This is a genomic window from Streptomyces sp. NPDC059994, from assembly GCF_042737755.1.
Classification (GTDB): Bacteria; Actinomycetota; Actinomycetes; order Streptomycetales; family Streptomycetaceae; genus Streptomyces.
In genome coordinates this window covers 1-14,004 of record NZ_JBHWUR010000050.1, presented here as the reverse complement: position 1 = coordinate 14,004, position 14,004 = coordinate 1, and the positions used below count along the sequence as shown (strand labels likewise).

10 protein-coding genes and 1 tRNA gene are annotated in these 14,004 nt (G+C 69.3%); 3 read left to right on the top strand and 8 right to left on the bottom strand.

The window, feature by feature from the left end; genetic code table 11:
- Nucleotides 1–206: 206 nt before the first annotated feature.
- Nucleotides 207–2,339, bottom strand: a complete 2,133-nt coding sequence (locus tag ACFWA7_RS23345; protein WP_385824934.1) for an NPCBM/NEW2 domain-containing protein — start codon at nucleotides 2,337–2,339, stop codon at nucleotides 207–209.
- Between the two features lie 238 nt (nucleotides 2,340–2,577).
- Between ACFWA7_RS23345 and pyk the strand changes: the two genes are divergently transcribed.
- The gene (gene pyk / locus ACFWA7_RS23340; RefSeq protein ID WP_385537094.1) at nucleotides 2,578–4,011 is read left to right on the top strand and encodes a pyruvate kinase; all 1,434 of its coding nucleotides are present in this window, start codon (nucleotides 2,578–2,580) and stop codon (nucleotides 4,009–4,011) included.
- Nucleotides 4,012–4,127: 116 nt separating this feature from the next.
- Nucleotides 4,128–5,081, top strand: coding sequence for a DUF4331 family protein (locus ACFWA7_RS23335; protein ID WP_385537091.1), 954 nt, complete (start codon nucleotides 4,128–4,130; stop codon nucleotides 5,079–5,081).
- Between the two features lie 101 nt (nucleotides 5,082–5,182).
- Here ACFWA7_RS23335 and ACFWA7_RS23330 read toward each other — a convergent pair.
- Nucleotides 5,183–5,255: transfer RNA gene (locus tag ACFWA7_RS23330), tRNA-Leu, on the bottom strand.
- Nucleotides 5,256–5,357: 102 nt separating this feature from the next.
- Here ACFWA7_RS23330 and ACFWA7_RS23325 point away from each other — a divergent pair.
- The gene (locus ACFWA7_RS23325; protein WP_361384341.1) at nucleotides 5,358–6,008 is read left to right on the top strand and encodes a response regulator; all 651 of its coding nucleotides are present in this window, start codon (nucleotides 5,358–5,360) and stop codon (nucleotides 6,006–6,008) included.
- A 135-nt stretch (nucleotides 6,009–6,143) separates the two neighbouring features.
- Here ACFWA7_RS23325 and ACFWA7_RS23320 read toward each other — a convergent pair whose 3' ends face one another.
- From ACFWA7_RS23320 to ACFWA7_RS23295, 6 genes are all read right to left on the bottom strand, one after another.
- A complete protein-coding gene (locus ACFWA7_RS23320; RefSeq protein WP_385537088.1) occupies nucleotides 6,144–6,860 on the bottom strand; it encodes an ABC transporter ATP-binding protein in 717 nt (238 codons plus the stop codon).
- A complete protein-coding gene (locus ACFWA7_RS23315) occupies nucleotides 6,857–7,879 on the bottom strand; it encodes an ABC transporter ATP-binding protein (protein ID WP_385824932.1) in 1,023 nt (340 codons plus the stop codon). The genes ACFWA7_RS23320 and ACFWA7_RS23315 overlap by 4 nt, the downstream gene beginning before the upstream one ends.
- 5 nt (nucleotides 7,880–7,884) lie before the next feature.
- Nucleotides 7,885–9,669, bottom strand: a complete 1,785-nt coding sequence (locus ACFWA7_RS23310; protein ID WP_385537082.1) for a branched-chain amino acid ABC transporter permease — start codon at nucleotides 9,667–9,669, stop codon at nucleotides 7,885–7,887.
- A 5-nt stretch (nucleotides 9,670–9,674) separates the two neighbouring features.
- Complete coding sequence (locus ACFWA7_RS23305; protein ID WP_385537079.1) at nucleotides 9,675–10,607, bottom strand: branched-chain amino acid ABC transporter permease; 933 nt, start codon at nucleotides 10,605–10,607, stop codon at nucleotides 9,675–9,677.
- A 150-nt stretch (nucleotides 10,608–10,757) separates the two neighbouring features.
- Nucleotides 10,758–11,987 carry a branched-chain amino acid ABC transporter substrate-binding protein gene (locus tag ACFWA7_RS23300; protein WP_385537077.1) on the bottom strand — a complete coding sequence of 410 codons (1,230 nt, stop codon included), beginning with the start codon at nucleotides 11,985–11,987 and terminating at the stop codon, nucleotides 10,758–10,760.
- A 476-nt stretch (nucleotides 11,988–12,463) separates the two neighbouring features.
- Complete coding sequence (locus ACFWA7_RS23295) at nucleotides 12,464–12,877, bottom strand: hypothetical protein (protein WP_385537074.1); 414 nt, start codon at nucleotides 12,875–12,877, stop codon at nucleotides 12,464–12,466.
- Between the last annotated feature and the right edge of the window lie 1,127 nt (nucleotides 12,878–14,004).

Here is a 14,004-nt window from a genome sequence, read left to right as displayed (position 1 = left end):
CGAGAGGATTTTGGCCCAGAACCACTCCCACGCAACACCCCTGCGGGGTTTCGATCGGATGACCGCCGAAAGTCACACGGCGGTCCCCGGACGAATGTGCCGCCCGGGGACCGCCGCAACCCCCCTTGCTCCCAGGGGCGCGGGGCTGTGTCAATGTGCTGCTCCGCCGCGTGGGCGCGCCCAGCCGCAGCTAACCCGCGGAGAAGCTACGCGCAAACAAGCTGCGGCCCACCCCAGTCACCGTGGTCATAGTCGACCCCGTCCCCCGCGTCGGAGACGACAAGCCGCACCTCAAGGGCGCCCTTCAGATCGACGGACAGCCGCTTCGCCGCATCCGCCGACGTCAACTTCCCGCTGTCAGCGACGAGCGCCCCGTCCCGCCAGATCTGGAAGACAACCGACCCCTTCGTGAGAACCTCGTCGTCCACCCCCACCGCCGTGGTCAACGAGGAGCACGAACCCCCCAGGTAGTACGAGACGGAGCTCGCCGCATGCGTACCGAGCCCCTTCGCGTACACCGCCCCGTTGACGGTGAGGGGCGTACCGTCGCCCGCCGCCTGCTCGGCGTTGCTGCGGTCACGCTCGACCGGCCCCCACCCGTTCGTGGCAGACGACCAGGTCAGGTCAGTGAGATCGTGCGTACCGGCCGAGGGCCCCGCGCCGCAGGCCAGCTTCGCGTCGGCCCAGTCGGCGTGGTCGTAGGTGATGCCGTCCCCGCCGTCGGTGACGACGAGGCGCAGCTTGGAGCCGCCCTTGAGGTCGGCGCTCAGATGCTTCGGCGGGTCGGCGGCGGTACGCACCCCGCTGTCGGCGACCAGAGTGGTGTCGCGCCAGATCTGGAACTGTACGGACCCGCCCTTCGTTGACTCGTCGTCGACGCCCACGTCGACCCCGAGCGAGGAGCAGGCGCCGCCCAGGTAGTAGGAGATGTCGCTGGGCGCGTGCGTGCCGAGGCCCTTGGCGTAGGCCGTGCCGCCGATGGTGAGCGTGCGGCCGTCGCCCGCCGCCTGCTCGCCGTTGCTGCGGTCGCGCTCCACCGGGCCCCAGCCGCCCACCGCCGACGTCCACGGCAGATCGCTCAGCTGGTTCAGGCCGGTCGGCGGCGGCACCGGGCTGCCCGGCGTCACCCGGAACATGACGGTGCCGTGCGCGGGCACCGACGCGCTGATGGCGTTGGTGGTCGTGCTCGTCGCCTTGGACCACAGGTCCTTCAGCGCGTACGACGACGCCCCGCCGATCCCGATGTCCTTCACGGTCGTGGAGACCGTCTTCGCCGAGGTGTTCTCGTTCGTCAGCGTCACCGAACGGCCGCCGTCGGCGAGGGGCTTGGACATCACGACCAGGCCGCCGGAGCTGGAGACGACCGTGCCCTGCTTGCCGAGCGGGTCCTGGTCCACCGCGATCACATCGGTGTTCTTGAGGATGGCGAGCGTCGAGGCGCTCGCGGTGCGCAGATCGCTGCCGATCAGCAGCGGCGCGGCCATCTGCGACCAGAGGCTGAAGTGGGTTCGGTACTCGGTGTCGGTCATCCCGCCGTTGCCGACCTCCAGCATGTCGGGGTCGTTCCAGGCGCCCGGCCCGGCGTACGGCGCGAGCGACTGGTTCTGGTGCGCGATGGAGATCATGCTCGACCAGGAGTCGCTGATGTCGCCGGTGGTCCGCCAGGAGTTGCCGACGGCCGGGGCCCAGGTCCAGGGCTGGTTGGAGCCCCACTCGCAGATGCTGTAGAGGATCGGGCGGCCGGTCGGGCCAGTGGCCGCCTTGAGCGCGTCGCCCATCGCCTTGTAGCGCTGCTTGGCGTCGACACCGCTGTTGTTGCAGTTGTCGTACTTGAGGTAGTCGACGCCCCAGGAGGCCCACAGATTGGCGTCCTGCTGCTCGTGGCCGAGGCCGCCGGGGAAGCCCAGGACGTCGCACGTCTTGGTGCCCGCGCTGGAGTAGAGGCCGAACTTCAGGCCCTTGGAGTGCACATAGTCGGCGACGGCCTTGATGCCGTGGGGGAAGCGCACCGGGTCGGGGACGAGGTCGCCGCTCGCGTCCCGGTTGGGCAGCGCCCAGCAGTCGTCGAGGTTGACGTAGGTGTACCCGGCGTCCTTGAGGCCCTGCGAGACGAAGGTGTCGGCGATCCCCTTGACCATCGCCTCGTTGAACTCGGCCCGGCAGTGCGTGGAGTTCCAGTTGTTGAACCCCATCTGCGGCGTCCGGGCGAGTCCGTTGTCGACGGCCGCGGCGGGGGCGGCGGCCGTGGTGGCCAGCGCGACGAGCCCGCCGGCGAGGAGGGGGAGCGAGGCGAGTGCGGCCCCGGCCCGTTTTCTGAACGGCGTTCTGAACGATGACATGTGCGGCTCCGTCGGTGTAGTAGCACGCAATTCAACGAGGTCGAACGAAAACGAACATATCTCAGCGCTGGGGTCTGAACATGTCAAGGGTTTGCGCGGGGGCGCGGTCCGGCGCTCCCTGCTCATCGGAGCACCCCCGCGCCCAATTCAACAGTTGTCAATAACCTTTCATGCAAAGGTTGTTGAGTAGTCACGCGGGGCCAATTCTCTACCGGCCGGTAAGGCCTAGGCTCGAAGCATGCGCCGAGCAAAGATCGTCTGTACCCTGGGGCCCGCCACCGACACGTACGACCAGATCAAGGCACTGGTCGAGGCCGGAATGGACGTCGCCCGCTTCAACCTCAGCCACGGCACGTACGCCGACCACGAGGAGCGCTATCAGCGCGTGCGCAAGGCGTCCGACGAAACGGGCCGCAGTGTCGGAGTGCTCGCCGACCTTCAAGGCCCGAAGATCCGCCTCGGACGTTTCCGCGAAGGTCCCGTACTGCTTGAACGCGGCGACGAGTTCACCATCACCGTCGAGAACGTCGAGGGCGACCGCCACACCTGCGGCACCACCTACTCCGGCCTGGCCGACGACGTCACCATCGGCGAACGCATCCTCGTCGACGACGGCAAAGTGGCCCTGGAGGTCGTCGGCGTCGACGGCCCGCGCGTGCGCACCCGCGTCGTCGAGGGCGGCATGGTCTCCGACCACAAGGGGCTCAACCTCCCCGGCGTCGCCGTCTCCGTGCCCGCGCTCTCCGAGAAGGACGTCGAGGACCTGCGCTGGGCCCTGCGCACCGGCGCCGACATCGTCGCGCTCTCCTTCGTCCGCAGCGGGCGCGACATCGACGACGTCCACCGCGTCATGGACGAGGAGGGCCGCCGCGTCCCGGTGATCGCCAAGATCGAGAAGCCGCAGGCCGTCGACAGCATCGACGACATCGTCGCGGCCTTCGACGGAATCATGGTGGCGCGCGGCGACCTGGGTGTCGAAATGCCCCTCGAACTGGTCCCGATCGTGCAGAAGCGAGCGATCAAGCTCGCCAAGCGGAACGCCAAACCCGTCATCGTGGCCACCCAGATGCTCGACTCGATGATCGACAACTCCCGCCCCACCAGGGCCGAGGCGAGCGACGTGGCCAACGCGGTCATCGACGGCACCGACGCGGTGATGCTCTCCGGCGAGACGAGCGTGGGCAAGTACCCCGTCGAGACCGTCCGTACGATGAGCCGCATCGTCGAGGCGGCCGAGGAGGACGTCCTGGCCAAGGGCCTGCCGCCGCTCACCGAGCTCAGCAAGCCCCGTACCCAGGGCGGCGCCGTGGCCCGCGCGGCGGCCGAGATGGGCGACTTCCTCAACGCCAAGTACCTCGTCGCCTTCACCCAGTCCGGCGACACCGTCAAGCGCCTGTCCCGCTACCGCTCGCCGATCCCGCTGCTCGCCTTCACACCCGACCCGGCCACCCGCTCCCAGCTCAACCTCACCTGGGGCGTGGAGGCCTTCCTCGGGCCGCACGTGGAGTCGACGGACGCGATGGTCGCCCAGGTCGACGAACAACTCCTGAAGATCGGCCGCTGCGAGCGGGGCGACACCGTGGTCATCACGGCGGGCTCCCCGCCCGGAGTGGCCGGCTCGACCAACCTCGTACGCGTCCACCACATCGGCGAGGACAGCCCCAGGAGCTGAACGCGTCGCCGTACGGGGGAGGCGTCGCCCGCACCGGGGACCCGGCCGGGCCGAAGGGATGACCCGACGGCCCGGCCTCGGGGGCCCGGCCCGGGGTCCGCCGCCACGCTGACGCCATGTCACACCACCTCAGCGGGCCGAACCTCCGCTCGCCCATGGACGACGCACGCCTCGACCTCACCGACGTGTTCGCCTTCACGGTCCCGGGCGGCCGCACCGTCCTCATCATGAACGTCAACCCGATCGCGCCCACCGGCGGCCGGGCGTTCCACCCTGACGCCGTCTACCGCCTCAACATCGACACCGACGGCGACCACCGGGCCGACGTCGCCTACAGCTTCACCTTCTCCGACCCCGCCGACGACGGGGAGCAGACCCTCACCGTCCACCGAGCCACCGGCGCCGAGGCCCGCGCCCACGAGGCCGCCGGCACCCCCCTCTTCACCGACGCGCCCGTCTGCTTCGGCCCCCATCCGCAGGTCACCGAGGCGGGCCAGTACCTCGTCTCGGCCGGGCTGCGCAGCGACCCCTTCTTCGCCGACCTCGACGGCTTCGTCAACGAGTTCCAGTGGACCGGCACCGACTGGGGCGCCGACAAGAACATCTTCGGCATCGTCCTGGAAGTACCCGACTCCGAACTCGGAGCCGACCCCGTGATCGGCGTCTGGGCCCGCGTCAGCGTCCACCAGAACGGGACGCTGACCTCGGTGGACCGGGGCGCCCACCCCTCCCTCACGGCGTACTTCAACGCGGAGGAGGTCAAGGACGCCTACAACGCGGGCGAACCGGCCGACGACTGGGACACCTACCGCGCCCCCTGGACAGCGGTCCTCCAGCACACCGGCGGCTACACGGAGGAGTCGGCCGAAGCGGCCCTGCGCGAGGTGCTCCCCGACGTGCTGCGCTACGACAGAAGCAGGCCCGCCGCGTACCCCAACGGCCGCACGCTCACGGACGACGTCACTTCGGCCCGGCTGGCCATGGTCTCCGGCGGGAAGATCTCCACGGACCACATCGGGCCGCACATGGACCTGCTCCTGGAGTTCCCCTACCTCGGCACGCCGCACTGAAGCCCCGGGCCCCTGTCGTACGGGCGGGGGCCCTGCTTCGAGAAGGGGGCAGGGGGTGACGCCAACCTCAACGGTGCGTGACCATGGATTCGCACGAAAAGTACCCCGGGTCGGATTCGAACCGACGCTGGATGGTGTTTGAGACCATTGCCTCTACCGCTGGGCTACCGGGGCATCCTTGGAACCAAAGGTAGGCGGCTACCCGCCGTGACCACACCTTACCGCAGCTGGGTACGCTCTTGGGAAGCAGTACTTGCCCCGCAACAAGGAGCCCCCGTGACCGCCCCCGAGTCGCCCCAGCCCGTCGCCGACGACGATCAGTCGCACGTCCCGCCGCTGACGACCCGCGTCGTCATCGCCGAGGACGAGGCCCTCATCCGCCTCGACCTCAAAGAGATGCTCGAAGAAGAGGGCTACGCGGTCGTCGGCGAGGCCGGGGACGGGCAGAAGGCCGTCGAGCTGGCCCGGGAGCACCGCCCCGACCTGGTCATCCTCGATGTGAAGATGCCGGTCCTGGACGGCATCTCGGCCGCCGAGCAGATCGCCAAGGAATCCATCGCGCCCGTCCTGATGCTCACCGCGTTCTCGCAGCGCGACCTGGTGGAGCGGGCCCGGGACGCCGGGGCGATGGCGTACCTGGTGAAGCCGTTCTCCAAGAGCGACGTCGTGCCCGCGATCGAGATGGCGGTGTCCCGGTTCACCGAGCTGAAGGCGCTGGAGCAGGAGGTCGCGGACCTCTCCCAGCGCCTGGAGACGCGCAAGCTGGTCGACCGGGCGAAGTCGATCCTCCAGACGCAGTACGGGTTGTCCGAGCCCGCCGCGTTCCGCTGGATCCAGAAGACGTCGATGGACCGGCGCCTGTCGATGCAGCAGGTCGCGGAGGCGGTCATCGAGGACGCGGAGGAGAAGAAGGCGGCGAAGGGTTAGGCCCGGACCCCGCCTGCGGGTGATCTGTGGCTGCTCGCGCCCACGCGGCGGAGCCGCAGATGTCACAGCCCCGCGCCCCCTAAACACAACGGGCCGCGCCACTCATCGTGGCGCGGCCCGTACGCGTAACCCCTGCTAGTCCTCGCCGAGGTACGTCTTGCGGACGTTCTCGTCGTGGAGGAGGTCCTGCCCGGAGCCGGAGAGCTTGATCTCGCCGACCTCCATCACATGGGCGTGGTCCGCCAGGGAGAGCGCGGCCTGGGCGTTCTGCTCGACGAGCAGAATCGTGGTGCCCTGAGCCTTGAGCTCGACGATGGTCGCCATGATCTTCTGCATCATGATCGGGGAGAGCCCCATCGACGGCTCGTCCAGCATCAGCAGCTTGGGCTGGGACATCAGCGCCCGGCCCATCGCGAGCATCTGCTGCTCACCGCCCGACAGCGTGCCGGCCGCCTGCTTGCGCCGTTCGCCCAGGATGGGGAACAGCTCGTAGGCGCGCTGGACGTCCTTCTCGATGCCCGCCTTGTCGCTCCGCAGAAACGCTCCGAGCTGGAGGTTCTCGGCGATGGTCAGCCGCGGGAAGATATGCCGGCCCTCGGGGGAGTGGGCAAGCCCCAGCGAGACGATCTTGTGCGCGGGGATGTCCGACAGGGGCTTCCCGTCGAATATGATCCGGCCGCCGGAGGGCTTGAGCAGCCCCGAGAGCGTACGCAGGGTCGTCGTCTTGCCGGCGCCGTTGGTGCCGATGAGGGTGACGACCTGCCCGGCCTCGACGGTGAAGGAGATCCCCTTGACGGCCTCGATCTTGCCGTAGGCGACGCGGAGGTCCTCGACTTCCAGAAGTGCGGTCACTGGGAGTCTCCTTCGGTGCGGGTCTTGCCTTGAGCGTCGGCCTCGGGGGAGGCGATGTCGGCTTCTTCGGCCTCGGTCTCGGCTTCGGCGTCGGCCTCGGCCTCGGGGGCGTCCGCCGGAGCCGGAGCCTCGTCGGCCGGTGCGGCTGGGTCGTGCCCGGCCTGCGGGGACGCGTCCGCGTCCTCGGCCGCCGCGGCCGCCGCCTCGACCTCCGCCACTTCCTCGTCCCCGGGCGACCCCTCGAAAGGCTCACCGAGGTACGCGGCGATGACGCGCTCGTCACCCTGGACGACGTCCGACGTGCCCTCGACCAGCTTCTCGCCCTGCATCAGCACCGTCACCCGGTCGCACAGGTTGAAGATGAAGCGCATGTCGTGCTCGATGACGAGGACGGCGATGCCCATGTCCCGGATGGCGAAGACCAGTTCCTCGGTGGTCCGGGTCTCCTGCGGGTTCATACCGGCGGTCGGTTCGTCCAGGAGCAGCAGCCCCGGCTCGCTCGCCAGCGCCCGGGCGATCTCCAGCTTGCGCTGCTCGCCGTAGGGCAGGTTGCGGGCGAGGTGGTCCGCCTTGTGCTGCAGGCCGATGAACTCCAGGAGTTCCATGGCCCGTTCGCGGGACTTCGCCTCGGCCTTCTTGAAGCCGGGGCCGCGCAGCAGGGCGGACCAGAGGCCCTCCTTGGTGCGGGTGTGCCGCCCGACCAGCACGTTCTCCAGAACGGTCATATTGGCGAAGAGCCGGATGTTCTGGAAGGTGCGTGCGATGCCGGCCTGGGTGACCAGGTGCGGCTTGGGCGGGAGCACCTTCCCCTTGTACGAGACCTTGCCCTCGGTGGGGACGTAGAGGCCGGTGAGGCAGTTGAAGAAGGTGGTCTTGCCGGCGCCGTTGGGGCCGATGAGACCGACGATCTCGCCGCTGTTGACGGTGAGGTCGACATTGCGTACGGCGGTCAGACCGCCGAACCGCATGGTGACGCCGGACGCTTCGAGCACCGGGCTGGGGGCGATGGTGGTGGTCATGATGGTTACGCCTCCGCCTTGGTGACGCCGACGGTGGTGTCCGGAAGCCCTTGTTCGGGCACGTCCAGTTGGCCGGTCTCGTGGAATTCGAGCTGGCTGCGCCGGTTGGCGACGATGCCCTCGGGGCGGAACCGCATCAGCAGGATGAGGGCGACGCCGAAGCCGAAGAGCTCGTACTCCTTGAGGAAGCCCAGCTTCTCGGGGATGAGGTAGAGCAGCGAGGCGCCCAGGAGCGGGCCGCTGACCGTGCCCATGCCGCCGAGGACGACGGCCGCGAGCAGGAAGGCCGAGTTGGGCGGCGCGGCGCCGGCGAACTGGAAGGGGCTCGGCACCACGCTGTAGTTGACGTGGGCGAAGACCGTGCCCGCGAGGCCGGCGAGCGAGGCACCGAGGGCGAAGGCGATGAGCTTGACCCGGAAGCCGTTGATGCCCATGGCGGTGGCGGCGGTCTCGTCCTCGCGGATGGCGATCCAGGAGCGGCCGATGCGGGAGTTCGCGGCGCGGTTGAAGACGAGCACGATGAGCGCCGTGATCAGCAGCATCAGGAACAGGTAGTTGCCGAAGCGGCCGATGGTGCGTCCGGCGATGTCGTGCGCGGCGCCGAGGTTGAACCCGAAGATCTCCAGGTCGGGGATCTGGGAGATGCCGTTGGGGCCGTTGGTGAGGTTGGGGCCGGAGGCGCCGTCGAGGTTGTTGACGGTGATCCGGAAGATCTCTCCGAAGCCGAGGGTGACGATGGCGAGGTAGTCGCCGCGCAGTCGCAGCGTTGGTGCGCCGATGATGACGCCGAAGACGAGCGACGCTCCCATGCCGATTATCGCGGCGGCCCAGAACGGGACCTGCACACCGGAGAAGCGGGAGAACTCGGAGCCGGAGACCAGCGCGGCCGCGTAGGCGCCGACGCCGAGGAAGGCCACGTAGCCGAGGTCGAGCAGACCGGTGAGGCCGACGACGATGTTGAGGCCGAGGGCGACGGTGCCGAAGATGAGGATGTTGGCGCCGAGGTTGGCGTTGTGGTCCTCGCTCTGGGTGAAGGGGAAGATCACGGCCGCGAGGAAGACGGCGGTGGTCGCGAACCCCTTGTGCCGGGCGTTGAGTTCGGTGAACCGCTCGAAGAGCCCGGCGGCGAACAGCGCCATCGAACCGAACAGGACCAGGAGCAGCAGACCGATGAAGGTCTCGCTCTCGTCGTCGTTGACGCCGATGCCGTACGTGAAGACGACCAGGCCGAGCGCGGTGGCCAGCGAGATGATCAGACGCTGGGCCCAGCTGGGCAGCGGCACGGCCGCCGGGATGCCGTCGGGCTTGGCGATGTGGTCGCGCAGCGAGCGGCCCGGGTGGGGCAGCGCGAGCGCGCCGAGGACCGGCAGCAGGGAGGAGACGGCCGCGACGAACGCGCCCGGCTCCAGGTTGGCCAGGCCGCCCAGGTCGTACGCGATGGCGATCACGGTGTACCAGACGACCGCGAACGCGGAGAACGCGGCGAGGAGCACCGGGTTGTTGGTGCCGCCCGGGTTGAGCCAGCCGAGGCCGCGGATCCCCTGGCCCGCGAGGGCGTAGAGCAGGGTGAGCGCTCCGGCGACCAGGGTGAGGGTCTGGAGCCCGGCCGGGTAGCCGGTGACGGTGAGGTCGCCGGGGAACTCGGAGGTCCAGGTCCAGGCGAGGAAGGTGGAGGCGATGGTGGCGACGGCGCCGCCCGCGATGAGCAGCCGGGCGACGGGCGCCGGCAGCGCGATGATGCCGTGCGGCTCGGCCGCGGGGGCGGCGGTCGTGGTGGTGCTGGTGGTCATGTCGATCACGCCCTGTCCGCGACGCGTTCGCCCACCAGGCCTTGTGGCCTGAAGAGCAGGACGAGGATGAGGAGGACGAACGCCCAGACGTTGGCCCAGCCCGAGCCGCCGAGCTGCTGCATCCCGGGGACGTCTGCGATGTACGCGCTGGCCATGGTCTCGGCGAGGCCGAGGACCACACCGCCGATCATGGCGCCGTAGATGTTGCCGATGCCCCCGAGGACGGCGGCGGTGAACGCCTTGAGACCGGCCTGGAAGCCCATCTCGTACTTGATGGAGCCGTACTTCAGGCCCCAGGCGATGCCCGCGACGGCGGCGAAGAGGCCGCCGATGGCGAAGGCGATCATGATGATGCGGTTGGTGTCGATGCCCATGAGCTGCGCGGTGTCCGGGTCCTGCGCGGTGGCCTGCATGGCGCGGCCGGTGCGCGAGGAGCGGACGAACAGCGCGAGCGCGGCCATGCAGAGCGGGGCGGCGGTGATCAGGAAGATGTCACCGGTGCCGAAGGAGACCGAACCGATGCTGAAGGGTCCGCCGGGGATCTGCGGGAAGACCTCGTCGTTCTTGGCGTTCGGGTACCAGTTGAAGACCGCCTGCTGGAGCGCGAGCGAGAGGCCGATCGCGGTGATCAGTGGCGCCAGGCGTGGCGCGCCGCGCAGTGGTCGGTAGGCGAAGCGTTCCGCTCCCAGTGCGATGAGTACGGAGACGAGTGCGCCGCCGATGAGCATCAGGGGGAGGGCTATCCACATGGATATGCCGTCGGGCAGCACGTAGAGGTAGACCGTGAGTCCGCCGAAGGCGCCGGTCATGAAGATCTCGCCGTGGGCGAAGTTGATGAGCTGGACGATGCCGTACACCATCGTGTAGCCGATGGCGATCAGCCCGTACATCGAGCCGAGGAGCAGCCCGTTGGCCAGCTGTTGCGGCAGAGTGTGCACCGCATGGCCTCCATGTGGATGGGGAGTGAGTGCAGGGGAGTAGACGTCGGGCCGCGCGGTCGGACGGTTGTCGTGGCCGCGCGGCCCTGTTGTCGTGCGGTGGTGCGGTGGTGCGGTGGAACGGGTGGTACGGGTGGTACGGGGGCTGGATCAGCCGGCGTTGTACGTGCCGCTCTTGACGGCCTTCCACTTGCCGTCGGTGACCTGGTAGACGGTCAGCTGCTTGTTGGTGGTGTCACCGAACTCGTCGAAGGCGACCTTGCCGGCGATGCCCTCGAACTGGGTCTTCTGGACCTCGGCGACGATCTGCTGGCGGGCGTCGGACGGGACCTTGCCGTCCTTCACCACGTTGCCGACGGCCTTGATGATCGCGGTGGCCGCGTCGTACGAGTAGCCGCCGTAGGTGCCGTAGTCGCCCGGGTACTTCTTGTCCTTGTACTTCTGGATGAAGTCCTTGGCGGCGTCCAGGGTGTCGACCGGCACGCCGACCGAGGTGGCGAGGTCGCCCTCGCCCGCCTTGCCGGCGGTGGTGATGAAGGTGTCGCTGTAGATGCCGTCACCGCCGAAGAGCGGGATCTTGGCGCCCGAGTCCTTGAGCTGCTTGGTGACGATCTGCGCCTCGTCGTACTGGCCGCCGTAGTAGACGAGGTCCGCACCCGAGTTCTTGATCTTGGTGACGAGGGTGGCGAAGTCCTTGTCGCCCACGTTGACGTGGTCCTCGCCGGCGACCTTGCCGCCCGCCTTGGTGAAGCCCTGCTTGAAGAGCGCGGCGAGACCGGCGCCGTAGGTCTGCTTGTCGTCGACGACGAAGACGCTCTTCTTCTTCAGGGTGTTGAACGCGTAGTCCGCGGCGAAACCGCCCTGGATGGCATCCGTGGTGGCGGTGCGGAAGTAGGTCTTGAACGGGCGGGTCTTGTTCCCGGCCGCCCAGTCCTTGCCCTGGGTCAGGGTGGGGTTGGTGTTCGAGGGGGAGATCTCGACGAGGTTGGCCGTCGCGAAGACCTGCTGCATCGTCTGGGCGACGCCGGAGTTCAGCGGGCCGACCACACCGAGGACGTCCTTGTTGGCGACGAGCGCGGTGGCGTTCTGCTGGCCGCTGGGCGGCAGCGCCTTGTCGTCGAGCGCCTTGACCACGAATTTGACGCCCGGGACCAGGTTCTTCGCGTTGGCGTCGTCGACGGCGATCTGCACGCCGTACTGGATGCCGAGGCCGGTGGCGGAGTTCTGGCCGGTCAGGGGTGCGTCCACACCGATGACCACGGTCGTCTTCTTGCCGCCGCTGTCGCCGTCGTCCTTCTTGTCGCGCGAACCGCACGCGGTGAGGGTGAGCGCCCCCGTGGTGAGCACGGTGGTGAGTATGAGCAAGGAACGGTGTCGCACGATATGTCCTCTCCCTGGCGCGACGCCTCCGCTGAGGCGCCGTGTGACTCGCCGGGCCGTACTGGGGGTGGTGCAGGTGCCGTGCAGCAGACGCGCCCGGCGGCGCGGTGACTGGCCGTGACTCTAGGCGCGGTTACTGAGTCCGGGACCAGGGAAGGTCAGGATGTGACTTTCTTGTTATGACGAGCGGACACACCGAGGGGAGCTCTATGGACAGATGGGGGCATTGGTGAGCCCGAAGAGTGCCCACATACTGAGAATCCCCAGTTCCGCTAAGGGGCTTGAGCTGATCTTGCTACTGACAGAGGGCTCGGTCGGGGTAGCGGCCCCACCTGCGGCGATGTCCGTGGAGGAGATTTCGGTGATGATCTTGTGAATACGGACCGGAGGCGCGGATCCCGTTTATCCATTTCGCCCGAGTTACGGAGCGTTACGATCGGGAGTGGCCGGAAGGTTGGTGCGGACCCGGTACGGACCTAGTGCCGACCACCTCCCATCGCGCCGTGCCCGGCGGTGCACTCCTGCCGGGCCTGACGGTCTATCAGCTGGAGCGCGGCCTCGGTGCCGTGCGCACGCTGCTCGGCGCGGGCCGCCGCGACGACCCGGTCGTGGATGGAGTGCTGGTCGATCGAGAACCCCTTCTGCTCCCAGTCGAGGCCCGACCAGCGGTTGCCCTGGATCATCGCGCCGGCCCAGTACGCGACCAGCCGCCGGCAGTCCTCCTCCGGAGTGGTGGTCGTGGGCGCCGGGACGGGGGTGGCGTGGGATGCGGCGTGCTTGCCGCCATCGCACGCGACGGCCGCCAAGGCGACGATCAGCGCGCCGACGACGATCCGGAGCGGGGCGTACCGCGTGGCGGCACGGTGTCCGGTTCCCGATGGGCTGGCCATGACGGGAACGGTAGGGGGTCACGATCGGTGACACAACTGGGTTGGGATGTAAGGGGGTTGGAGGGTGTGGGGCCGGCCCGGGGATCGTGTTCGGCCGCGGGTGAGCGGGGGCCGGTCGGGGGGCCCTTCGGGGGTTGCCGGTTCGTCCGCGGGGTTGCCTGCGGCTGGTCGCAGTTCCCCGCGGGGCCCTTCGAGGTGCGGGCGCTCGGTATGTCTGCGGGCCGTCGGTGGCTGGTCGCGCGGTTCCCTGCGCCCCTCAAGTGACGGGGGCATCCGGCTCGGGCAGCCCCGGCGCGAGTAGGTCGGGCGCGGCGAATTCAGCCCTTCCGGCGTTGAGGACGGGGATCCGCACATGCAGGCCCTCGGGCGTTTGGGGAGCGGGGTCCGGGGTGGAGCCCCGAAGGCGGGGGCGGGGCGGGAGCCGGAGCCTGGCGGGGGTATCGGGGGCGGGGCCCCGCGCAGGACAGCGGGCTTTTGCCCACGGCAATCCACTCACCCCGCTACGGGCCCATGGCAACCTACTCACTCCGCTGCGGGCCCATGGCAACCTACTCACCCCGCTACGGGGCCCATGGCAATCCACTCGCCCCGCTGCGGGGCCTGCGGCAATCCATTCACACGGCTGCGGGGCCCATGGCAACCTACTCACTCCGCTGCGGGGGTCACGGCAACCTACCCACTCCGCTGCGGGCCCATGGCAACCTACTCACTCCGCTGCGGGGGCCCGCGGCAAACCACTCATACGGCTGCGGGGCCCACGGCAACCTACTCACTCCGCTGCGGGGCCCATGGCAATCCACTCACCCCGCTCCGGGGCCCGCGGCAATCCACTCACACGGCTGCGGGGGGGTCACGGCAATCCACCCCCGCCGCTCCGGGGTCCACAGCCACCCCCACCCCGCTAACGGGGTCCGGGGCGGAGCCCCGTAGCGGGGTGCAGGGGCCGCAGGCCCCGCAAAAGGAGTGCGGGGGGCGGAGCCCCCGCCTGGGGTCCGGGGGCGCAGCCCCTGGCAAACCCGCCTCCACCCAACCCACCCCCGGACGCCCGGGGTCCGGGGGCGCAGCCCCTGGGAAACCCGCCTCCACCCAACCCACCCCCGGACGCCCGGGGTCCGGGGGCGCAGCCC